At 65.3% G+C, this 21430-nt stretch carries 17 protein-coding genes; 12 read left to right on the forward strand and 5 right to left on the reverse strand.

Going from position 1 to position 21430, the window contains the following annotated elements; all coding sequences use genetic code 11:
* Positions 1 to 217 precede the first annotated feature (217 nt).
* The 4 genes from DIZ22_RS17080 (at position 218) to DIZ22_RS17095 (ending at position 3459) form a co-directional block, all read left to right on the forward strand.
* On the forward strand, positions 218 to 856 hold the full coding sequence (locus DIZ22_RS17080) for an outer membrane lipoprotein carrier protein LolA (RefSeq protein WP_004209221.1): 639 nt from the start codon (positions 218 to 220) through the stop codon (positions 854 to 856).
* Between the two features lie 247 nt (positions 857 to 1103).
* Complete coding sequence (xth, locus tag DIZ22_RS17085) at positions 1104 to 1901, forward strand: exodeoxyribonuclease III (protein ID WP_048938001.1); 798 nt, start codon at positions 1104 to 1106, stop codon at positions 1899 to 1901.
* Complete coding sequence (ribA, locus tag DIZ22_RS17090) at positions 1901 to 2962, forward strand: GTP cyclohydrolase II (protein ID WP_048938000.1); 1062 nt, start codon at positions 1901 to 1903, stop codon at positions 2960 to 2962. The genes xth and ribA overlap by 1 nt, the downstream gene beginning before the upstream one ends.
* Entirely contained in the window at positions 2959 to 3459 is a 501-nt protein-coding gene (locus tag DIZ22_RS17095) for a L,D-transpeptidase family protein (protein ID WP_048937999.1), read from the forward strand. Before ribA ends, DIZ22_RS17095 begins: the two co-directional genes overlap by 4 nt.
* Positions 3460 to 3482: 23 nt before the next feature.
* On the opposite strand, the gene DIZ22_RS17100 is transcribed toward DIZ22_RS17095, so the two are convergent.
* Both DIZ22_RS17100 and mutS read right to left on the reverse strand, forming a co-directional pair.
* Positions 3483 to 6245, reverse strand: coding sequence for a [protein-PII] uridylyltransferase (locus DIZ22_RS17100; RefSeq protein ID WP_037490690.1), 2763 nt, complete (start codon positions 6243 to 6245; stop codon positions 3483 to 3485).
* A 9-nt stretch (positions 6246 to 6254) separates the two neighbouring features.
* Complete coding sequence (gene mutS, locus DIZ22_RS17105) at positions 6255 to 8897, reverse strand: DNA mismatch repair protein MutS (RefSeq protein ID WP_048937998.1); 2643 nt, start codon at positions 8895 to 8897, stop codon at positions 6255 to 6257.
* A gap of 137 nt (positions 8898 to 9034) precedes the next feature.
* Between mutS and DIZ22_RS17110 the strand changes: the two genes are divergently transcribed.
* From DIZ22_RS17110 to DIZ22_RS17125, 4 genes are all read left to right on the forward strand, one after another.
* Positions 9035 to 11296, forward strand: coding sequence for an NADP-dependent malic enzyme (locus DIZ22_RS17110; protein ID WP_037509024.1), 2262 nt, complete (start codon positions 9035 to 9037; stop codon positions 11294 to 11296).
* A 101-nt stretch (positions 11297 to 11397) separates the two neighbouring features.
* Positions 11398 to 11895 carry a flavin reductase family protein gene (locus tag DIZ22_RS17115; protein WP_004209228.1) on the forward strand — a complete coding sequence of 166 codons (498 nt, stop codon included), beginning with the start codon at positions 11398 to 11400 and terminating at the stop codon, positions 11893 to 11895.
* Between the two features lie 157 nt (positions 11896 to 12052).
* Positions 12053 to 13033, forward strand: a complete 981-nt coding sequence (locus DIZ22_RS17120) for a hypothetical protein (RefSeq protein WP_048937997.1) — start codon at positions 12053 to 12055, stop codon at positions 13031 to 13033.
* Positions 13030 to 14238 carry a carboxylate--amine ligase gene (locus tag DIZ22_RS17125; RefSeq protein ID WP_048937996.1) on the forward strand — a complete coding sequence of 403 codons (1209 nt, stop codon included), beginning with the start codon at positions 13030 to 13032 and terminating at the stop codon, positions 14236 to 14238. Before DIZ22_RS17120 ends, DIZ22_RS17125 begins: the two co-directional genes overlap by 4 nt.
* On the opposite strand, the gene DIZ22_RS17130 is transcribed toward DIZ22_RS17125, so the two are convergent.
* Positions 14207 to 14758, reverse strand: coding sequence for a phosphotyrosine protein phosphatase (locus tag DIZ22_RS17130; protein WP_048937995.1), 552 nt, complete (start codon positions 14756 to 14758; stop codon positions 14207 to 14209). The genes DIZ22_RS17125 and DIZ22_RS17130 overlap by 32 nt on opposite strands.
* Before the next feature lie 91 nt (positions 14759 to 14849).
* On the opposite strand from DIZ22_RS17130, the gene DIZ22_RS17135 reads away from it, so the two are divergent.
* Positions 14850 to 15884, forward strand: a complete 1035-nt coding sequence (locus DIZ22_RS17135; RefSeq protein ID WP_048937994.1) for a LacI family DNA-binding transcriptional regulator — start codon at positions 14850 to 14852, stop codon at positions 15882 to 15884.
* A gap of 4 nt (positions 15885 to 15888) precedes the next feature.
* Here the strand turns inward: DIZ22_RS17135 and uxaC are convergent, their stop codons facing one another.
* Positions 15889 to 17298 carry a glucuronate isomerase gene (gene uxaC, locus DIZ22_RS17140; RefSeq protein WP_048937993.1) on the reverse strand — a complete coding sequence of 470 codons (1410 nt, stop codon included), beginning with the start codon at positions 17296 to 17298 and terminating at the stop codon, positions 15889 to 15891.
* A gap of 46 nt (positions 17299 to 17344) precedes the next feature.
* Here uxaC and DIZ22_RS17145 point away from each other — a divergent pair, with 46 nt between their 5' ends.
* Positions 17345 to 18874, forward strand: a complete 1530-nt coding sequence (locus DIZ22_RS17145) for an altronate dehydratase family protein (protein WP_080993602.1) — start codon at positions 17345 to 17347, stop codon at positions 18872 to 18874.
* Positions 18875 to 18985: 111 nt separating this feature from the next.
* Here DIZ22_RS17145 and DIZ22_RS17150 read toward each other — a convergent pair whose 3' ends face one another.
* Positions 18986 to 19261, reverse strand: a complete 276-nt coding sequence (locus tag DIZ22_RS17150) for an HU family DNA-binding protein (protein ID WP_017499409.1) — start codon at positions 19259 to 19261, stop codon at positions 18986 to 18988.
* 348 nt (positions 19262 to 19609) lie between these two features.
* Between DIZ22_RS17150 and DIZ22_RS17155 the strand changes: the two genes are divergently transcribed.
* Together DIZ22_RS17155 and DIZ22_RS17160 are read left to right on the forward strand one after the other, a co-directional pair.
* Complete coding sequence (locus DIZ22_RS17155) at positions 19610 to 20836, forward strand: tyrosine-type recombinase/integrase (RefSeq protein WP_122928422.1); 1227 nt, start codon at positions 19610 to 19612, stop codon at positions 20834 to 20836.
* Positions 20833 to 21396 carry a hypothetical protein gene (locus DIZ22_RS17160; protein WP_122928423.1) on the forward strand — a complete coding sequence of 188 codons (564 nt, stop codon included), beginning with the start codon at positions 20833 to 20835 and terminating at the stop codon, positions 21394 to 21396. The genes DIZ22_RS17155 and DIZ22_RS17160 overlap by 4 nt, the downstream gene beginning before the upstream one ends.
* Positions 21397 to 21430: the final 34 nt, after the last annotated feature.

The raw sequence follows: 21430 nt of genomic DNA on the forward strand, positions 1-21430 counted from the left end.
CTGCTGCCGCGCCGATAAACATAATTGGAGCGGTGCCGCCGGTAAGACCGGCATGGCGAGGCGGGAGCACGGGGGATCGAGCCAGCCATTTCACGGCCGCTCTCCCCCGTCTGGTCTTTCCGATCGATCCTTTCCCTTCGATGGAACAGCAAGGTTCACAGCGGGTTCAAGCCCCACCTCCTATGCCCCCTTTTCCGAACAACCCGGAGATGATTGCATGAAGCGCATCCTCGCGCCTGTCGCCCTGTCCCTCGCCACCGCGCTGGTTGCGGTGCCGGCGGGCTATGCCCTTGCCCAGCAGGCGGCACCGTCCGACCTCAATCAGGTCAACGCCTATATCCGCGCCGTCACCACCCTGACCGCCGATTTCAGCCAGACCGACCGCAATGGTCAGGTGCTGACCGGCAAGCTGACCCTGAAACAGCCGGGCAAGATCCGTTTCCAATATGAAAAGGGCGTGCCGCTGCTGATCGTGGGCGATGGCAAGGCGCTGACCCTGATCGACTATGAAGTGCGCCAGGTGCAGCGCTGGCCGATCGGCAATTCGCCGCTGGCCGCGCTGATCGACCCGACCAAGGATCTGTCGAAATTCGGCACCGTCGTCCCCACCGGCGACCCGACCGTGCTGAGCGTGCAGGCGAAGGATCCCAAGCGGCCCGAATTCGGCACCATCACCATGATCTTCAAGCGCAAGCCCGCGTCGCCGGCCGGGTTGGAGCTTTATGGCTGGGTCGCGCTCGACGCGCAGAATAATCGCACGGCGGTGCGCCTGTCGAACCAGCAATATGGCGTACCGGTCGCCGATTCCGCCTTCCGCTGGACCGATCCGCGTCCGCGCGGCCGTCCGAACGGCTAGGGCGGGCCACAGGAACGATGGGCTGAAAACTTTCTGCCATCGTTCATCTGCCGCTCATATCGGATCGCCTAGATAGAGATCACGGCGAGAGACGCAGACCGGGATTTCCCCCCTGTTACCCGGCACACCGCTCCCGTCGCAAAGCGCTTCAAGGGCGCGATCGAGACCCCCGTTCCACGCCCCCGGAGCGGGGGTCTTACTTTGTCCGGCGCTTGCGCGCGGGCGCGCGGCACCCTAGGTGCTTTTCATGGCCGATACCCTTTCGATTGCATCCTGGAACATCAACAGCGTCCGCGCCCGGATCGACATCGTCGAACGCTTCCTGACCGAGGAAGCGCCCGACATTCTCTGCCTGCAGGAAACCAAGGTGGTGAACGAGATTTTCCCCACCGACATGTTCAAGCGGCTGGGCTATGTCCACCAGGTGCTGAACGGCCAGCGCATGCATCATGGCGTTGCGATCATGAGCAAGGTGCCGATCCATGAGGACGACCGGTTCGACTGGCAGGCTAATGGCGAAGCGCGCCATGTTGGCATCCGGCTCGACAATGGCGTGCGGATCGAGAATGTCTATGTCCCCGCCGGCGGCGATGTCGCCGACCGCACGGTCAATCCCAAATTCGGCCAGAAGCTCGACTTCATCGAGCGGATGATCGAGTGGTCCGGCGCGCTCGACAACAAGCCGACCATCCTTACCGGCGACTTCAACATCGCGCCTTTGGAATGTGACGTCTGGAGCCACAAGCAGCTGCTCGACGTGGTCAGCCATACGCCGGTCGAATGCGAACTGCTGGGCCGGTTGCAGGCGTCGAACGACTGGGTCGATATCGGCCGTCATTTCCATCCCGCGCCGGCGCGTCTCTACACCTGGTGGAGCTATCGCGCGAAGGATTGGGCGGCGTCGGATCGCGGCCGTCGCCTTGACCATATGTGGATGACCAGGGATGTCGCCGACAAGGCGGTCGCCCACCGTGTCGTAGAACCCGCGCGCAGCTGGGAAAAGCCGTCCGACCATATCCCGATCATCACCGAGTTCGCCTTCTGATGAACGGGCGGGATGCTGCCCGCGCCATCGATGCGCTGCGTCGCGGCTGGGCGATCCGCCTGACCGCGCCTGATGGCGCGATCCGGCTGATGGCGATCGAGGGCGCGGATGCGGTGACGCTGGCCGATTTCGATCCGCAGGGGCAGGCTGATATCCTGATTTCCGCCGCCCGCGCCGAGACGCTGAAGCTCGCCAACCAGCTGGCGGCGGCCGATCCCGACCTGCCGGTGCTGATCGAACGGGCGCCGTGGATCGACGCGGATGTCGCGACCTCGATTTCCGATCCGGTGCTGGACCTTGCCTCGCCGCTCAAGGGGCCATTTCGCGCGCGGGCCTTGCCGGCGCCGCAGGCGGCCAAGGCTGCGCTGCGCCTGGCCCGGTTGGCCGGCATCCTGCCCGCCTATTTCCTCACCGAAGGCGACGGCCCGGTCGAGGCGGAAGTCAGCGCCGATGATGTCGGCGATTATGACGATGCCATTCACCTCGCCATCGCCACCCGTGCCCGCCTGCCGGTATCGGCGAGCGAGAGCGCGGAGATCATCGCCTTCCGCAGCCCCGACGAGCCGCGCGAGCATGTCGCGCTGGTGGTCGGCAAACGTGACGCATCGCCCCCGGTCATCCGCATCCACAGCGAATGCCTGACCGGCGACGTGTTCGGCAGCCTCAAATGCGATTGCGGCCCGCAATTGCATCAGGCGCTGCACCAGATCGCCGACGCACAATGGGGCGTGCTGCTCTATCTGCGGCAGGAAGGGCGCGGCATCGGCCTCGTCAACAAGCTGCGCGCCTATGCGCTGCAGGATCAGGGCTTCGACACGGTCGACGCCAATGTGCGGCTGGGCTTCGCGATCGATGCGCGCGACTTCTCGGTCGCGGCGCGGATGCTCGACCTGCTCGGCATTGGCGGCGTGCGCTTGCTCACCAACAATCCGCAGAAGGTCGCCGGCTTGCAGGCGGCCGGGATCGAGGTGGTCGAACGACTGCCGATCATCCTGCCGGCCAACCCGCATAATGAACGCTATCTCGCCACCAAGCGCGACCGGACCGGCCACCAGCTATGAGCGTTATCCATGTCGATGTCGCCACCGGGCGACTGCGCTTCGGCGATCTCGACATGGCCTGCACCATCGGCCGCAGCGGCGCCTGTGCGGCCGCCGACAAGCGCGAAGGCGATGGCTGCACCCCCTTGGGCAATTGGCCGATCCGTGCGGTGCTGTTGCGCCCCGGCAAGGTCTCCGCCACCGGCATCGCCCTGCCCTGGCGCTGGACCCATGCGGGCGATGGCTGGTCGGATGATCCGGCCGATCCCGCCTATAACCGTCCCGTGCGCCTGCCCCGGCCCTTCTCGACCGAAAGCCTGCAGCGCAGCGACGAGGCCTATGACGTGATCGTCATCCTGGGCCATAATGATGCGCCGCCGGTGCCGGGCATGGGCAGCGCCATCTTCTTCCATCTGTCCGAAGGACGTCCGACCGCCGGCTGCGTCGCGGTCGACCGCGACGACATGCTGCGCCTGTTACCCTTGCTGTCACCCGGCGACGTCATGACCATTGCCTGAGAATTTAGGCGCCTGAGTAGCGATCAGGCGCGCTCCAGTGCCTCGCCCACTTCGCCGCCGGCCGCCTCCAGCAGCCGCCGCTCCAGAGTCTGCAACCGGGCCTTGCTCTCGATCTTCCCGCCCAAGAGGTCGGTGACATAGAAGGTATCGACCGCGCGCTCGCCATAGGTGGCGACATGGGCGCTGTGGACCGTGACCTTCGACTGGAACAGCGCATTGGCCAAGCTGAACAGCAGCGCCGGCCGATCGCGGGCATTCACCTCGATCACGGTGAAGCGGTTCGACGCCTTGTTGTCGATCAGCACATTGGGCTCGATGCGGAAGGCTTCGGCGCGGGTGCGGGGCAGCGGGCGCGCTTCCAGCTTGGTGATCATGCGGTGGCGGTTGGAGAGGGAATCCTCGATCGCTGCCTTGATCCGCGCCAGCTGCTCGGGACTGTGGAAGGCACCGCCCAGCGGATCCTGCACCAGGAAATTGTCGATCGCGACGCCGTCGCGCGTCGTATGGATGCGCGCGTCGATGATGTTGCCGCCCGCCAGATGGATCGCGCCGGCAATGCGGTAGAACAGGCCCGGATGGTCGGTCGCATAGACGGTGACCAAAGTCGCACCACGTTGTGGATAATATTGCGCGGCGATCGACAGCGAGGAGTCGCCCGCTTCCAATATATGCCGGGCATTATGGACCAGGATATCGTCCGGTTCGGCAATCCAGTAGCTTTCGGGCATGCGGCCGCTGAATGCGGCGAAGGTCGCCTCATCCATGCCGAGCGCCTGGCGCAGCGCCTCCTGCTTGGCGGCAACGCGTTCGCTGCGGCCCTTCTGCTTGTGGCCCAGGCGCAGCACTTCCTCGGCGGCATCATAGAGGTCGCCCAGCAACTGCCGCTTCCAGCTGTTCCAGACGCCCGGCCCCACCGCGCGGATATCGACCACGGTCAGGCATAGCAGCAGGCGCAGTCGCTCGGGGCTCTGCACCACCTCCACGAAATCGAGGATCGTCTTGTAGTCGGCCAGGTCGCGCTTGAAGGCGGTGGCCGACATCAGCAGGTGGTAACGCACCAGCCAGGCGACGGTCTCGGTCTCGGCGGCAGTCAGGCCGAGGCGCGGGCAGAGATGCTCCGCCACTTCCGCACCCAATATGCTGTGGTCGCCGCCGCGCCCCTTGGCGATGTCATGCAGCAGCACCGCGACATAGAGCACCCGGCGCGACAATATCTTGCCCATCAGCTCGGTCGCCAGCGGATGGTCGGTGGCCAGTTCGCCCTTCTCGATCCGGGCCAGCAGGCCGACGGCGCGGATGGTATGCTCGTCCACCGTATAATGATGGTACATGTCGAACTGCATCTGCGCCACGACGCGGCGGAAATCGGGGATGAACCGGCCGAACACGGTGGACTCGTTCATCCAGCGCAGCACCGTTTCCGGGTCGCGCGGGCTGGTCAGCACATCCATGAAGGCGGCGTTGGCCCGTGCGTCCTTGCGCACCTTGGCGGTGATCAGGCCGGCGTCGCGGCTGGCCGCGCGCATCGCGCTCGGATGAATCTGCAGCCCATGCCTGTCGGCCACGGCGAAAATCTCGACCAGGCGGACCGGATCGGCCTGGAAGAAATCGTCGCTCGGCAACGCCAGACGCCCGCGATCCAGCACGAAACCGTCCAGCTTCTTGGGTCGGCGAAAGATCGACGGAATATAGCGGCGTCCGCGCTCGGCCAGCTGGTCGTCCAGATGCGCCAGGAACACCGCAGTCAGGTCGCCGACCGCCTTTGCATTGAGGAAATAATAGCGCATGAAGCGCTCGACCCCGGATCGTCCGGCCCGCGCGGTGAAATGCATCCGCGTCGCGGTTTCCAGCTGCAGGTCGAAGGTCAGCCTGTCCTCGGCCCGCCCCGTGATCATGTGCAGATGGCACCGCACCGCCCACAGGAAATCCTCGGCCTTCTGGAACTGGCGCAGCTCGCTCTGCGTCAACAGGCCGACATCGACCAGTTCGGCGACCGATTTCACCCGGTTCACATATTTGCCGATCCAGAACAGCGTGTGCAGGTCGCGCAGGCCACCCTTGCCTTCCTTGACATTGGGCTCGACGACATAGCGGCTGTCGCCCATGCGGCGGTGGCGCTCGTCGCGTTCCTCCAGCTTCTCGGTGACGAAGGTGCGGGCGGTGCCCTGCATGATCTCGCTGTCGAAGCGGACGGCCACTTCCTCGTAAAGCGCCCGGTCGCCCCACACATAGCGCGCTTCCAGCAGGGCGGTGCGCACGGTCAGGTCGGCCTTGGCCATCCGCATCGTCTCGTCGATCGACCGGCTGCTATGGCCGACCTTGAGCCCCAGATCCCACAGCGAATAGAGCATGGATTCGATGATCTGCTCGGTCCAGCCGGTCGGCTTCCAGGGAGTGATGAAGCCGATGTCGACATCGCTGTGCGGCGCCATCTCGCCCCGGCCATAGCCGCCGACGGCGATCAGCACGATCCGCTCGCCGGTGCTGCGGTTGCCGGCGGGATAAAGATGATGGGTGGTCGCGTCGTAGAGCAGCCGCAAAATCTGGTCGATCAGGAAGGCAAAGGCGGTCACCGCCTCGCGCCCGCGCGTCGGTTTCGCCTCCAGCCGGCGCGCGACATCCTCGCGACCATGCTCCAGAGCGGCCTTGAGTTCCTTGACGATCAGCCCGCGCAGCTTGATCGGATCGCCCCGGTGCTCCTGCGCCAGGGCGTTGATGCTGTCGGAAATCGCGCGCCGGTCAATGATCGCGCGGCGCGACCCCAGGCTGGGGAACTGCATGACCATGGCTCTCGTCTACTCGTGGTGACTGGCGGCGGCCAGTTGTTTCAAACGATATATGTGATCGAGTGCCTCACGCGGGGACAGGGCGTCGGCATCGATGCCATCCAGTGCGTCGCGCAGCGGATCGGCCACCTCTTCGGCCTGCGTTGCGACACTGGCGAACAGCGGCAGGTCGTCCAGTCCCGCGGCAATGCCGCCGGTCTTCGCCTTGCCTGCCTCCAGACGGCCCAGCACATCCTTGGCGCGCTTGAGCACCAGTGGCGGCAAGCCGGCCAGCCGCGCCACCGCCAGGCCATAGCTGCGATCAGCCGGCCCTTCGGCCAGTTCGTGCAGCAGCACCAGATCACCCTTCCATTCGCGTGCCCGCACATGATGCAGCGACAGCGCATCGAGCGTTTCGGACAGGCGGGTCAGTTCATGATAATGGGTCGCGAACAGGCAGCGGCAGCGATTGACCTCATGCACTGCCTCGACAACCGCCCAGGCGAGCGCAAGGCCGTCATAGGTGGATGTGCCGCGCCCAACTTCGTCCAGGATGACGAAGCTATGCTCGGTCGCCTGCGCCAGGATCGCGGCGGTCTCGACCATCTCGACCATGAAGGTCGACCGGCCGCGCGCCAGATTGTCGGACGCGCCGACGCGGCTGAACAGCCGGTCGACCAGGGTCAGCGTCGCCGTTTCCGCCGGAACGAAGGCCCCGGCCTGGGCCAGGATGACGATCAGCGCATTCTGCCGCAGGAAGGTCGACTTACCGCCCATGTTCGGGCCGGTGACCAGCCATAGCCGGTCGGTCGCGACCAGGCGGCAATCATTGGCGACGAAGGGCTGGCCCTGTGCGCGTAGCGCATCCTCGACCACCGGATGGCGCCCGCCGACAATGTCGAGGCAGGGGCCAACCCCGTCCTCGACCACGAAAAGGGGCCGTTGCCAGCCGCCTTCGGCCGCCCGTTCGGCCAGCGCGGCGGCAACGTCGAGCCGCGCCAGCGCATCGGCGGCGCGGGCGATGTCGGCCTTGCGGTCCAGCACGGCATCGATCAGCGTTTCGAGATGGGCGGCTTCCGCTACCAGCGCATGGGCACCGGCCTGCGCCACCCGTCCGGCCTGTTCGTGCAGGTCGATCGAGTTGAAGCGTACGACCCCGGCCAGCGTCTGGCGATGGGTGAAGCCGCTTTCGGGCTGCATCAGCTGGTCGGCGGCGCGGGCCGGCACCTCGACATGATAGCCCAGCACGCCATTATGGCGGATCTTGAGCGCGCTGATCCCCGTCTGCTCGCGATATTGCGCCTCCAGCGCGGCGATCGCGCGGCGGCCGTCGCCAGCCAGGCGGCGCAGCTCATCCAACGCGGGATCGAAGCCGTCGGCGATATAGCCGCCATTATTGGTTTCGGTCGGCGGGCTGGGCACTAGCGCGCGCGCCAGCGCATCGACCAGCGCGCCATGCCCGTCGAGCGCCGGCAGCAATTGCGTCAGCAACAGCGGCTGATCGGCCAGCCGGCCCAGCCGCTCGCGCAGCAAGCGCGCCTCGCCCAGGCCGTCGCGCAATTGGCCCAGATCGCGCGGGCTGCCCCGCCCCACGGCGACACGGCCCAGCGCGCGGCCGATGTCGGGCAGTGCGCGCAGTGCTGCCCGCAACTGACTGCGCAGCGTCGCGTCATCATGGAACAGCTGGACTAGGCCCAGCCGGGCGTCGATCAGCGGCGCATCCATCAGCGGCGCCGACAGATCCTGTGCCAGCAGCCGGGCGCCTGCCCCGGTGACGGTCCGGTCGACCGCGCCCAGCAGGCTGCCCGCGCGGGTGCCGCCGGTGGTCGCGACGATTTCCAGGCTCTCGCGCGTCGCCGCGTCGATGGCGACATGGGCGCCGCTGGTTTTGCGGAGCGGCGGCGCCAGGAAGGGCATCGTGCCCTTCCCCGCATGGTCGAGATAGGAAATCAGCCCGCCCATCGCGGCCAGTTCGGCACGACTGAACTGGCCAAAGCCATCCAGCGTCGCGACCGCGAACAGGCGCTTGAGCGCCTCTTCGGCACGGGCGCTGGAAAAGGCCGCCTTGTCGAACGGATGGCTGTTGGCGACCTCCAGCGTCGAACCCTCGGCAATCACCACTTCGCTCGGCCGCAACCGGGCGAGTTCGGCGGGCAGGTCGCCCGCCCGCACCGTCATCGTCTCGAACCGGCCGGTCGAAATGTCGGCGGCGGCCAGCCCCAGCTCGCCTTCGCCGCCCGTCTGGGCGAGCGCGACCAGCATATTGTCGCGCCGGCTGTCGAGCAGGGTTTCCTCGGTCAGCGTGCCGGCGGTGACATAGCGGACGATGGCGCGTGCCACGAGCGCCTTGCCGCCCCGTGCCTTGGCCTCGGCCGGCGTCTCGGTCTGCTCGGCGATGGCGACGCGATGGCCGCCCTTGATCAGCCGGGCGAGATAGGATTCGGCGCTATGCACCGGCACGCCGCACATCGGGATCGGCTGCCCGGCATGTTCGCCACGGCTGGTGAGCGCAATGTCGAGCGTCGCGGCCGCCATCTTGGCGTCATCGAAGAAGAGTTCGAAGAAATCGCCCATGCGGTAGAAGAGCAGGCAATCCTGCGCCTCTGCCTTGAGGGTGAAATATTGTGCCATCATGGGGGTAGGCTGGGTGGTGGTGGAGGTCGAATTGGCCATGGGGCAAGCGGATAGCCTGATCGCTCCGCTGAAACCAGAGCTTCGCCAAAGGGCAGGAAAATTGCGCTTCTCGCACTTGCCCACAAGATAATCTTGCCGCTAGGGCGGCGCTATTGTTCCATTATGTGGGTATCGCGATGACCGAAAAGTCAAATGTGGAATTTTCCGAGCGCGAGGCGCTGTTCTTCCACGCGACCGGCCGCCCCGGCAAGATCGAGATCATTGCCTCCAAGCCGATGGCGACGCAGCGCGATCTCTCGCTCGCCTATTCGCCCGGCGTCGCGGTGCCGGTGCGCGCGATCGCCGAAGATCCGGCGACCGCCTATGATTATACCGCCAAGGGCAATCTGGTCGCGGTGATCTCCAATGGCACGGCCATCCTGGGCCTCGGCAATCTCGGCGCGCTGGCGTCCAAGCCGGTGATGGAGGGCAAGGCCGTCCTCTTCAAGCGCTTCGCCGACGTCGATTCCATCGATATCGAGCTGAAGACCGAGGATGTTGATCGCTTCATCGACGCGGTCGAACTGATGGAGCCGAGCTTCGGCGGCATCAATCTTGAGGATATCAAGGCGCCCGAATGCTTCGTCATCGAAACGACGCTCAAGGAACGGATGAACATTCCGGTTTTCCATGACGACCAGCATGGCACCGCGATCATCGCGGCGGCGGGCGTCATCAATGCCGCGCTGCTGACCGGTCGCGACATGAAGGACATGAAGGTGGTGGTGAACGGCGCGGGCGCCGCCTCCATTTCCTGCACCGAGCTGATCAAGGCGCTTGGTGTCCCCAATGAAAACGTCATCATGTGCGACAGCAAGGGCGTCATCTATCAGGGCCGCACCGAGGGCATGAACCAGTGGAAGTCGGCCCATGCGGTCAAGACCGACGCGCGGACCCTCACCGAAGCGGTCAAGGGCGCCGATGTGTTCCTCGGCCTCTCGGTCGCCGGCGCCATGTCGCAGGATATGGTGAAGTCGATGGCGGCCAATCCGATCATCTTCGCCATGGCCAATCCCGACCCGGAAATCCTGCCGCCTGACGCCCATGCCGTGCGTCCCGACGCGATCGTCGCCACCGGGCGCTCGGACTTCCCCAACCAGGTCAACAATGTCCTGGGCTTCCCCTTCATCTTCCGCGGCGCGCTCGACGTGCGGGCGACCGGCATCAACGAGGCGATGAAGCTGGCCGCCGCCAAGGCGATTGCCGACCTGGCGCGCGAACAGGTGCCCGAGGAAGTGGCCAAGGCCTATGGCCGTTCGCACAGCTTCGGTCCCGACTATATCATCCCCGCGCCGTTCGATCCGCGCCTGATGGAAGTGGTGCCGGCCGCCGTCGCCCAGGCGGCGATGGATACCGGCGTCGCACAGAAGCCGATCGCCGACATGGCCGCCTATCGCGATTCCCTGAAGGCGCGGCTCAATCCGACCACCTCGGTTCTCACCAGCGCCTATGAACTCGCCAAGGCCAATCCCAAGCGGGTCGTCTTTGCCGAGGCGGAAGAGGAAGTGGTGTTGCGCGCCGCGATCCAGTTCCGCGAGCTGGGCTATGGAATCCCCGTGCTGGTCGGCCGCGATCATGTGCGCGACAAGCTCAAGGAACTGGGCGTCCAGGATCCCGACAGCTTCGAACTGCACAACAGCGTCAATTCGCCGCTGGTGCCCGAGATGGTCGATCTTCTCTATGCTCGGTTGCAGCGGCGCGGCTATCTGCGTCGCGACTGCGAGCGGATGGTCAATCGCGACCGCAACATCTTCGGATCGCTGCTGGTGAAGATGGGCGTGGCCGATGCGATGATTTCCGGCGTCACCCGGCCCTATGGCCAGACCCTGCGCGAGGTGAAGCGGGTGATGGATCCGGCTGCGGGCCGTACCCCCTTCGGCATCCATGTCATGGTGACCAAGGACAAGACCGTCTTCCTGGCCGACACCACCGTCCATGAACGGCCTTCCGCGTCCGAACTGGCCGACATTGCCGAGGGCACGGTCGCGGTCGCGCGGCGCATGGGCCATGACCCGCGCGTGGCCTTCCTCTCCTATTCCAATTTCGGCAATCCCCCCGGCGCCTTCCTCGACAATGTGCGCGATGCGGTGAAGCTGCTCGACCAGCGCGACGTCGATTTCGAATATGAAGGCGAAATGACACCGGATGCGGCGCTCAATCCGACCGTGATGAAGAATTATCCGTTCAGCCGCCTGTCCGGCCCGGCCAATGTGCTGGTCATGCCGGGGCTGCAGTCGGCCAACATCTCGGCCAAGCTGCTGCGCGAACTGGGCGGCACGTCGATGATCGGTCCGGTGCTGGTCGGCATGGAAAAGTCGGTGCAGATTGCGACCATGTCGTCCAACGCGTCGGAACTGCTGACGCTGGCCGTGCTGGCCGCGGGCGGTATCGCCCTCTGATGATCGTGGCGGGGCACCAGCCCCGCCCCTATCCGCTACGACCAGTTGGTTTCTGACCGGTTTCGCTTGCCTTGCGCCATCGTCTGCTGGAAGACCATGGCATGAACAGCGCAACCATGATCGACAGTGCCACCTTCCGCCGCGTCCTGGGCCATTATCCGACCGGCGTGTGCGTCGTTACCGCGTCCGCCGAGGATGGCGCCCCGGTCGGCATGGTGGTCGGCTCCTTCACCTCGGTGTCGCTCGATCCGCCGCTGGTCGCCTTCTTCCCCGCCAAAAGCTCGGGCAGCTGGCCGCGCATCCAGCAGATCGGCCGCTTCTGCGTCAATGTCCTCGCCAGCGATCAGCAGCCGCTCTGCCGCCAGCTGGCGGCACCGGGCCCTGACAAGTTCGCCGGCGTGTCGCACCGCGTATCCGACAATGGATCGCCCATCATCGACAATGTCGTCGCCTGGATCGATTGCAGCCTGCATGCCGTGCATGAAGCCGGCGATCATTATATCGTGCTGGGTGAAGTGGTCGCGCTGGAAGTGGAACGGCCCGACCGGCCATTGCTGTTCTTCCAGGGCAATTATGGCGAATTTTCCCTGCTCGCATGAGGAACAGGCGGCGCGACGTCGTCTGATCGGGCAAGAGGGCAAGAAAAAAGGGGTAAAGCTCGTTAAAAGGCCGTAATGATCCATACATGGGTCAGAAACATCACGGCTCCTTAACGTCTGCCGTCTATCATCGTCCCCATTCCGGATCGGACTGATCATGACTGCGCTGCTCATCACCATCGACACCGAATTGTCCGCAGCGCTGCACCAGCGCGGCTTCGGTCTTGAGCAGAATCTGCGCCAATCGATCTGGGGTGAGACGGCGGCCGGTGCTTTTGGCATCGGCTGGCAGATGGACCTGATGGACCGCCATGGCCTCAAGGGCGTCTTCTTCCTCGATCCCCTGCCGGCGTTGATCCACGGCCCCGCCTTTCTCCAGCCCATCGTCGCGGCCATCGTCAGTCGCGGGCATGAAGTGCAGCTCCACCTGCACAGCGAATGGCTGGCCTGGGTCGAAGATTCGCCAGTTGAAGGGCGACAGGGGCGCAATATCGGCGATTTCAGCCTGGCCGACCAGATCACCCTGCTCGGCCTTGGTCGCGACCTGCTGGAACAGGCGGGCGCCCCGCGGATCAGCGCGTTCCGGGCCGGCAATTTCGGCGCCAATGACGATACGCTGCGGGCGCTGGCGGCGATCGGCATCGGCTGGGACAGCAGCGTCAATCCGGCCTATCTCGGCCAGGGATGTGGCATCAGCATGGATGCCGGCCAGATCGGCGCGGTTCGCGCCCAGGGTTTGGTCGAACTGCCCGTGTCGGGTATTGCTGACCGCCCCGGCCATTTCCGCCCCGCGCAGATCTGCGCCATGTCGGCCGCCGAAATGCGCGCCGGCATGCGCCACGCCGCGCAGGAAGGTCATGATGCCTTCGTCATCGTCACCCATAGTTTCGAAATGCTCTCGCGCGATCGGATGCGCCCGAACCGCACGGTGATGCGCCGGTTCGAGCAATTGTGCCGCACCGCAGCAGCGACGCCGGGCATGCGTCCTGCCGGCTTCCATGATCTGTCGCCCGCGCTCGCCGATGCCCCCGCGCGCGCGCTGACCCGCGTGCCGCCCAACCGGCTGCGCACCGGCCTGCGTGTCGCGCAACAGGCCTGGGCGACCTGGCGCTACGAACATCGGCTGGTGCCTGCGTGAGCCGCCTGCCCTGCGCGATCGTCATCGGCCTGGAAAATGCGATCAGCCTGACCATCGTCCGGGAACTCGGCCGCCATGGCGTGCCGGTCCATGGTGTCGGGCCGGCAAGCGGGATCGCGGCGGCATCGCGCTACTGCACGGACAGCACCGATCGGCCGTCAGGCCCGGCGGCCGATTGGCTGCCCGACCTGATCGCCCGGACCGGCGCCCGCGCCGTCTTCGCCATTTCGGAGACCGATCTGCTCGATCTGGCGCTGCTGCCGCCGATGATCGGCGATTGCCATATATTGGTCCCGCGCGCCGAAGCGCTCAACCAGGTGATCGACAAGCGCCGCACCCTGGCGGTCGCATCGGCGCAGGGCCTGTTGATACCGCAAACCTGGCAGCCGATGGCGGGCGACGATTTTCAGGCTCATGCCGCATCCATGCCCTATCCGCTGGTCGCAAAATGGGCCAATCCGCCAGCGGTTATGCCGCTGCTCGAGCGGGCGGGGCTGGAATGGATAAAGGCGGAATATGTGCGGACGCCGGATGCGTTGCAGGCGCTGCTTGCCCGCTATCGTCCGGTCGGTATCTGGCCGATGATCCAGCAATATTGCGGCGGTGTTGGCCTGGGACAGATGCTGTTCATGGCCGATGGTGATGCGACCCTGCATTTCCAGCATCGCCGCCTGCACGAATGGCCGCCCGAAGGGGGCGTATCGACCCTGTGCCGTGCCGAACCGCGCGACCGCCATGGGCCACAAATGGCATTGTCCGAACAATTGCTGCGGGCGCTCGGCTGGCAGGGGCCGGCCATGGTCGAATATCGCTATGATGCAGCCAGCGGTCATTATTGGCTGATGGAGGTGAACGGCCGCTTCTGGGGCAGCCTGCCGCTGGCCGGCCATTGCCATGCCCATTTCGCCTGGGAAGCCTATCGCCGGGCGGTGCTGGGTGAAACGGATGCGGCGCCCCTGCCCCGCGATACGCTGCGCGCGCGCTACATGGTGCCGGAAACCAAGCGCCTGTTGCGATTGCTGATGGGCGGTAAGATCGCCGATCCCTTCTTCCGGGCCAGCCCATGGCGCGACCTTGCCACCTATCTGCTGGGCTTCCTAGACCCGCGCATGCGCTATTATGTCTTCAGCTTCAGCGATCCCCGGCCGTTGCTGCGCGATCTGGGGCAGATCGTCAGGAAGGCGTTGCGCCGGGATAAGTCCTGATCAGCGCCGTCACCGCCTGCTCGATCCGTTGCAGGCAATAGGCCATGTAGCGATCGTCCAGGCCATAGGGATCGTGCAGATGCGGCATCATCGGCTGTGTCCATGTGCCAAGCAACTGGCGCGGCAGGTGCGACAGGCGCGGATCGGCAGCCAGCCGATGCAGTTGCCGCACTTCCATCGCCAGCAGCAGGTCGCCTGGCTGCGGCTGATAGTCCGTCCTGTCGAGTGCCTTGTGGCCTGACAGGTCATGGCCCAGGGCCTGCGCCGCCGCGATTGCCGGATCATGCGCCGGTCGTCCGGTGGTGGTCGACAGGCCGAAGGAGGCCGTGCGGGCGCCGGCCTTGCCGGCCACCACATCGGCAAAGGCGCTGCGACAGATATTGCCCTGGCACACGAAGACCAGCCGACGCACTTCGGCCGGGTCGGGACGCAGCGTGGCCGATTGCCCCAGCGCGAGCTGCGGATAGGATAGGGCCAGGCGCACCAGACCGCGAAATGTGCCGAACCGCGCGTTGATCATGAGGCGGTGCCGATGGGGAGCAGGGAATCCATTGAAAGGGCCTTAGCCCAAACAGGTTGCGATTTCCCTCCCCCTGTGGCTAGCCGCAAAGATGCGATCAACAAAGGACAGCCCGCAGGGAAGCGATTCCACCATTGCCGATGTCGCCGCTGCGGTGGGCGTCTCGATCCGCACGGTATCACGGGTTCTCAACCAGTCGCCCAAGGTCAATGCGGAAACCCGCGAGCGCGTCCAGAAGGCGATTGCAGCGCTCAACTTCCGTCCTTCCATGCGCGCCCGCGCCTTCGCCATGGGCCGCTCCTTCCTGATCGGCATGGTCCATAATGATCGCAACGCGCTGGTGCTCGACGCCGTGCAGCGCGGCATCGTCGGCGAAGCGGGCCGGCGCGGCTATGAACTGGTGGTCCATCCCACGCCCATGGATGCCGCCGCCTCGGTCGAGGATGTGCTGCAATTCGTCCGTCGCTCGCGCACCGACGGTCTGGTGGTGCTGCCGCCGGTATCGGGCATTGCCGGACTGCCCGAAGCGCTGGCGCGCGAGCATATTCCCGCCGTTGCCCTGTCGGCCCTGCCGATCACCGGCTATGCCGATGTGATCCTGTCGCCCGAGCGCGAGGCGGCCGCACAGGTGGCGCACTATCTGCTGGAACTTGGCCATCGCCGCATCGCGATGGTCGGCGGCCCGGCCAACGCCATTTCCGCGCAGGAGCGCCGGGCGGGCTTTGTCGAGGCGCTGGCCGCCGCCGGTGTCACTTTGCTGGACGAGGCGGAGGGCGATTATGGCTTCCAGTCGGGCCTTGCCGCCGCCGAGCGCTTCCTGTCGCTGCCGACCGCGCCCACTGCGATCTTCGCCGCCAATGACGTCATGGCTGCCGGCGTCCTCAAATGCGCCGGAATCAAGGGCGTTGCCGTTCCGCAGTCGCTGTCCGTCGTCGGCTTCGACGGCAGCCTGTTGTCGCATGTCGTATCGCCAGCGCTCACCACCATCTGGCGCCCCTTTGGTGATATGGCGCGGATCGCGACCCAGCAACTGATCGACCGGATCGAGGGGCAGGCCGTAACCGCCGAACTGCCCCCGCCGCTGCGCCTGGTGGAGGCGGAATCGAGCGGTCCCGTCCCCGCCTGACCGATCAGAGCCGATAGGCGCGGCGCACCAGCCCGACGGTCAGTTCCTGCGCCAGCTCGGCCGCTTCCCAGTCGGCCAGCCGATGTTCGGCGACCAGCCGCGCCAGGAAGGCGCAGTCGATGCGGCGGGCGACATCATGCCGCGCCGGGATCGACAGGAAGGCGCGGGTATCGTCGTTGAACCCGACCGTATTGTAGAAGCCGGCGGTCTCCGTCGTCATCTCGCGGAAGCGGCGCATCCCTTCTGGACTGTCATGGAACCACCAGGCTGGGCCCAGCCGCAGGCAGGGATAATGGCCGGCCAGCGGCGCCAGTTCGCGGGCATAGGTGGTCTCGTCCAGGGTGAAGAGGATGATGGTCAGGTTGGCGTCGTTGCCGACCACCTCCAGCATCGGCTTCAAGGCACCGACATAGTCGGTGCGCATCGGGATGTCGGCGCCCTTGTCGCGGCCATGGCTGTGGAACAGCGCGGCATTATGGTTGCGGCACGAACCGGGATGGATCTGCATCACCATGCCGTCCGCCTGGCTCATCTTGGCCATTTCGGTCAGCATCTGGGCGCGGAACAGTTCGGCATCGTCGGCATCGGCCGTGCCGCCGACGATCTTCGCGAACAGCGCCTCGCACTCCACGGTCGACAGGTTGGCGGTGCGCGGCGTCGCAAAGCCATGGTCGGTCGCGGTTGCACCCATGGCGCGGAAGTCGGCGCGCCGCTTGGCATGGGCGGCCAGATAGCCTTGCCAGCTTTCGACATCCTCGCCGGTCATGTTGCCGAAGCGGACCAGCGCGTCGCGAAATTCCTCATGCTCGGGATCGATCACCGAATCCGGGCGATAGGTGGTGACCACCCGCCCCTGCCAGCCGGATTCCCGGATCGCCTGATGATGGCGCAGATCGTCGTCCGCGCCTTCGGTCGTCGCCAGCAATTCGATATTGAACCGCTCGAACAGCGCGCGCGGACGGAAGGCGTCGGTGGCGAGCGCCGCGTTGATCGCATCATAGACCTGGTCGGCGCTTTGCGAGTCCAGCGCCACGTCCAGCCCGAACACTTCGGCAAAGACATGGTCTAGCCACATGCTCGACGGGGTGCCCCGGAACAGATGATAATGGCTGGCGAACAGGCGCCATGCCGCGCGCGGATCGGTATCGGGCAGGCCGCCACGATGCGGCACGCCCAGATCGTCCAGCGCGATGCCCTGCGAATAGAGCATGCGGAACAGATAATGGTCGGGCGCCAGCAGCAGTTCGGTCGCGTTGGACCAGGGGGCATTGGTGGCGAACCAGGCCGGGTCGGTATGGCCATGCGGGCTGATGATCGGCAGGTTGGCGACCTCGGCATAGAGCGCGCGGGCGATCGAACGGGTCGTGGGATCGGCGGGGAACAGGCGGTCGGGCGACAGGGTAAGCGGATGCATGGCGATCTCCTTGTCCGCCGGTTACCGCCTTGTGCCAACGCTGGCAATGGCCTATTCCAAACCCATGTCAATCCTTGCCGAAACCGCCCCGCTGCTGGCCCTTCAGGTCGCACCCGAAGATGATGTCGCCGTCGCGCTGCACCCGCTGGGGGCAGGGCAGACCGTGCGCGTCGGCATGGTCGATGTGCAGTTGCGCGATCCGGTCCCGGCCGGGCACAAGTTTGCGCTCCACGATATTGCGGCCGACGCGCCGGTCCGCCGCTATCGCGCGCCGATCGGCCTGGCGACGCGGGCGATCCTGGCGGGCGAGCATGTCCACAGCCATAATCTCCACACCGCGCTTTCGGGCGAACTGGCCTATCGCTTCACCGGCGCGCAGCCGCAGCCGCTATCCCCAACGGACCGGCCCGTCCCGCATTTCCGCGGCTATGTCCGCGCCGACGGCAGCGTCGGCACGCGCAATGAGATATGGATTCTCCCGACCGTGGGTTGTGTCGGCCGATTGGGTGAGCGGCTGGCAATGAAGGGGGCGGCGCTGGCGGAGGGGCGTATCGATGGCGTCCATGCCTTCAATCACCCCTTTGGTTGCTCGCAACTCGGCGCCGATCTGGACGGCACGGCCGCGATTCTCTCCTCTCTGGCGCTCAATCCCAATGCTGGCGGGGTGTTGCTGCTCGGGCTGGGCTGCGAATCCAACCAGCTTGATGCGCTGCTGTCGCGCATTCCGCCCGATCGCCGTGCCCGGCTGCGCACCGTCCGCGCGCAGAGCGAAAGCGACGAGTTCGAGGCTGGCATGACGGCGCTTGCTGAACTGATCGATCTCGCCAGCGCGGATCAGCGGCAGGATGTGCCGCTTTCGGCGTTGCGCCTGGGGGTCAAATGCGGTGGCTCCGATGCGATGAGCGGCCTCACCGCCAATCCGCTGATCGGTCGCATGGCCGATGCCGTGGCCCAGGCACAGGGCAGCGCGATCCTGACCGAAATCCCGGAGATTTTCGGCGCGGAGACGCTGTTGATGAAGCGCGCCGAGAATGAGGCCGTGTTCGATCGGCTGACGCAGGTGGTCAACCGCTTCAAGCGCTATTTCCTCGACCATGGCGAGCCGGTGTCGGAAAATCCCAGCCCCGGCAATATTGCCGGCGGCATCACCACGCTGGAGGAAAAATCGCTGGGCGCGGTGCAGAAGGGCGGGATCGCCATCGTGACCGACGTCATCGACTATGGCGACCGCATCAGCCGCACGGGCCTCACCATATTGGAAGGCCCCGGCAATGATGCCGTGTCGACGACGGCGCTGGCGGCGGCTGGCGCAACCCTGACCTTGTTCTCGACCGGTCGTGGCACGCCACTTGGCAGTCCGGTACCGACGGTCAAGATCGCGTCGAACAGCGCGCTGGCCGATCGCAAGCCGGGCTGGATCGATTTCGACGCCGGACGCGTCCTGCAGGAAGGGATGGATGCCGCGGCCGATGCGCTGCTGGCGCATATCGTCGCGATTGCCAGCGGGGCGCCGGCCCGGAACGAGGTGAATGACGAACGCGCCATCGGCATCTGGAAGCGCGGCGTAACCCTTTAGTTTTTCGCCCAAGGATCAATGGGCGTTGGGGCGATCCGTCCGTGCGGGACCGGAGGACGCCGGCAGAATAAGCCCGGCGCCGCGCCATCAGGCGGGCACCGGGCCAGTTCCTCAGCCGTTCAGCTTGTCCTTGACCGCCTTGGCGGGGGTGAAGGTCAGCTTCTTGGCGGCAGCGATCTGGATGGTCGCACCGGTCGAAGGGTTGCGGCCTTCGCGGGCGGGCGTGTCCTTGACCTTGAACTTGCCGAAGCCGTTGAGCGAAACTTCTTCGCCCTTCGCGGCAGCATCGGCGATCGCGGCGAACACGCCATCGACCAGCTTGCGAGCATCGGCCTTGGTGATGTTGTTGGCCGAAGCCAGGCTGTCGGCGAGGTCGCTGTTGTTCATGGAATAGACTTTCCTTTGTTGTTGGCGCGCATTGCATAGCTGGCACGAAAGCCAAGGTCCATCGCCCCCAAGCGTCCGATTGCGCTTAAAAGTGCGGTTAATGGGGCGTTTTCGACGCTTTGTGCATGCGACGATGCCAACCGACCGGTCAAAGGCCGATATTGCGGCCTGAGCGGCCGGATCATCATCAATGGAAAGGTGGCGGAGACGGAGGCCGCCGGGATTCGAACTAAACAAGTCTAGGCATGTCTAATTTTCCCCACCGTTCCGAATAGGAAATGAGAACAGTTGCAGAACGTTAGCTAATGATGTCTAATCCCAGCTAACGCCCTGAGTGGGGAAAACAGTATGAACGAACAAATCGAGAAGGTCCGCGAGCGCCGGACCAAGCCGGCAACTGTGACTGAGGTCAATTCGCTGGCTCGTAAGCCTGGGCGTCACTCGATAGGCGAGAGCCTCATCCTTTGCGTCAGCCCGTCCGGCGCGAAGAGTTGGGTGGCACGGGTTCGCGATTCGGATGGGCGTCGGCGTGATATGGGGCTTGGGCCTTTCGCGGATCTGACCTTGGCCGAAGCGCGCGAGAAGGCGCGGACGCTGCGCAAGGCCGGCCGCGACGGCCTACCGATTCTGACCCGTGCCGAGCGCCGGAAGGCCCTGCGCAAGGTGCCGACGTTCAGGGAAGCGGCGGAAACCGTCTATGAGCGCGACAAGGGCGAGTGGAAAAACGAGAAGCACGGCGCCCAGTGGATCAAGACGCTGCGCGACTATGCGTTCCCCTCGCTGGGAAGCCTTTCCATCAACCGGATCGAGGAAAACCATGTCGCCGAGGCGCTGGCGCCGATCTGGCGCGAGAAGCCGGAGACGGCGCGCCGGGTGCTGCAGCGTGTCCTGACGGTCATGGATTGGGGCCATGCTTTCAAGCACTGCGCCGTCCAGCTCAATCGCAACGGCATCCGCAAACTGCTGGGCAAGCAGGACGCGGCCAAGGGCAACTTCGCTGCCATGCCTTATGGGGAGGTGTCGGGCCTCGTCGCGACACTGCGAAGCAAGGAAACGATCGGCAACATGGCGCTTGAGTTCCTGATCCTCACCGCTGCGCGTTCGGGTGAAGTGCGCGGAGCGACTTGGGACGAGTTCGATCTGGAAGGCAGGCTGTGGATCATCCCGGCCGAGCGGATGAAGGCGAAGAAGGAGCATAACGTCCCGCTCTGCGATCGGGCGCTGGCGCTGGTGAAGCGCGCGCAGGAGATCGCCTCCAGCGAGACGGTCGTGTTTCCGGGGCTCCGCGGCAACCCCATGTCGGATGCCACGATGGCGAAGGCGCTGCGCGAGGCTGGCATCTCCAAGGAGGTCGGCACTGTTCACGGCATGCGATCGGCGTTCCGCGATTGGGTGTCGGAAGAAACCAGTTTCCCCGGCGATGTCGCAGAGGCCGCGCTGGCCCACACCATCAAGAACAAGGTGGAGGCCGCCTATCGCCGCGGCAAGCTGTTAGCGAAGCGCCGGGAGATGATGGCGGCATGGGAGCGGCATTGCCACGGAGGGAGTAACATTGTGAGGATGGTAGCAGGATGAACGGTGAACCTCTTGATAAGACCAATCGCGATGCCTTGCATTCGTTGGTCGGCCTCCGTCCTGGCAGCGCGCTCAAGTCTGCCCTCATCACCCTGTTTCGCTCAAATGTTCCGATTGCGTCAGAGGTCCGTGAGGTTCTGGCGGAGGCTCTCGATCGCAAATCGGATGAACCGGGATTGCGACTGAGCATCGGTGGCCTCGGTAAAGGTGGAAGCGAAGACATAGGCAGCCAGGTCCAGGTCCGTGAGCGATGGCTTATCGCCGGGCGGCGGATCGAGGAGTTGCACGCCAAAGGCATGGGAATAGACGATGCCAAGCGCGAACTGTCGAGCTTGCAAGACGCAGATGGTACATTCTTTGGATATGCCCCAAGTCAGGCTGCAGAGGCCTGGGCCTTCTTCTCCAAGTTTCGTGCCTACCAAGCGTTTCGCAACGATCAGCTAGCCAAATCGCGGAAAAATGACATTGAGACTGAGGCGGCGCAGGAGGCGGCCTTTATCATCATGGCCGTTTATGGCGGCGACGGCCTCATCGAAAACCCTGGCCTATTATCCGGTTAAACGCTTTTGACCGGATACGGTCGGTCATGTTCGA

This window comes from Sphingobium sp. LF-16, assembly GCF_003711185.1.
GTDB classification, from domain to species: domain Bacteria; phylum Pseudomonadota; class Alphaproteobacteria; order Sphingomonadales; family Sphingomonadaceae; genus Sphingobium; species Sphingobium yanoikuyae_A.

Coding starts and splice junctions, on each gene's coding strand:
- DIZ22_RS17080 (WP_004209221.1), top strand. CDS start 218: ATGAAGCGCATCCTCGCGCCTGTCGCCCTGTCCCTCGCCACCGCGCTG.
- xth (WP_048938001.1), top strand. CDS start 1,104: ATGGCCGATACCCTTTCGATTGCATCCTGGAACATCAACAGCGTCCGC.
- ribA (WP_048938000.1), top strand. CDS start 1,901: ATGAACGGGCGGGATGCTGCCCGCGCCATCGATGCGCTGCGTCGCGGC.
- DIZ22_RS17095 (WP_048937999.1), top strand. CDS start 2,959: ATGAGCGTTATCCATGTCGATGTCGCCACCGGGCGACTGCGCTTCGGC.
- DIZ22_RS17100 (WP_037490690.1), bottom strand. CDS start 6,245: ATGGTCATGCAGTTCCCCAGCCTGGGGTCGCGCCGCGCGATCATTGAC.
- mutS (WP_048937998.1), bottom strand. CDS start 8,897: ATGGCCAATTCGACCTCCACCACCACCCAGCCTACCCCCATGATGGCA.
- DIZ22_RS17110 (WP_037509024.1), top strand. CDS start 9,035: ATGACCGAAAAGTCAAATGTGGAATTTTCCGAGCGCGAGGCGCTGTTC.
- DIZ22_RS17115 (WP_004209228.1), top strand. CDS start 11,398: ATGAACAGCGCAACCATGATCGACAGTGCCACCTTCCGCCGCGTCCTG.
- DIZ22_RS17120 (WP_048937997.1), top strand. CDS start 12,053: ATGACTGCGCTGCTCATCACCATCGACACCGAATTGTCCGCAGCGCTG.
- DIZ22_RS17130 (WP_048937995.1), bottom strand. CDS start 14,758: ATGATCAACGCGCGGTTCGGCACATTTCGCGGTCTGGTGCGCCTGGCC.
- DIZ22_RS17135 (WP_048937994.1), top strand. CDS start 14,850: ATGCGATCAACAAAGGACAGCCCGCAGGGAAGCGATTCCACCATTGCC.
- uxaC (WP_048937993.1), bottom strand. CDS start 17,298: ATGCATCCGCTTACCCTGTCGCCCGACCGCCTGTTCCCCGCCGATCCC.
- DIZ22_RS17145 (WP_080993602.1), top strand. CDS start 17,345: ATGGCCTATTCCAAACCCATGTCAATCCTTGCCGAAACCGCCCCGCTG.
- DIZ22_RS17150 (WP_017499409.1), bottom strand. CDS start 19,261: ATGAACAACAGCGACCTCGCCGACAGCCTGGCTTCGGCCAACAACATC.
- DIZ22_RS17155 (WP_122928422.1), top strand. CDS start 19,610: ATGAACGAACAAATCGAGAAGGTCCGCGAGCGCCGGACCAAGCCGGCA.
- DIZ22_RS17160 (WP_122928423.1), top strand. CDS start 20,833: ATGAACGGTGAACCTCTTGATAAGACCAATCGCGATGCCTTGCATTCG.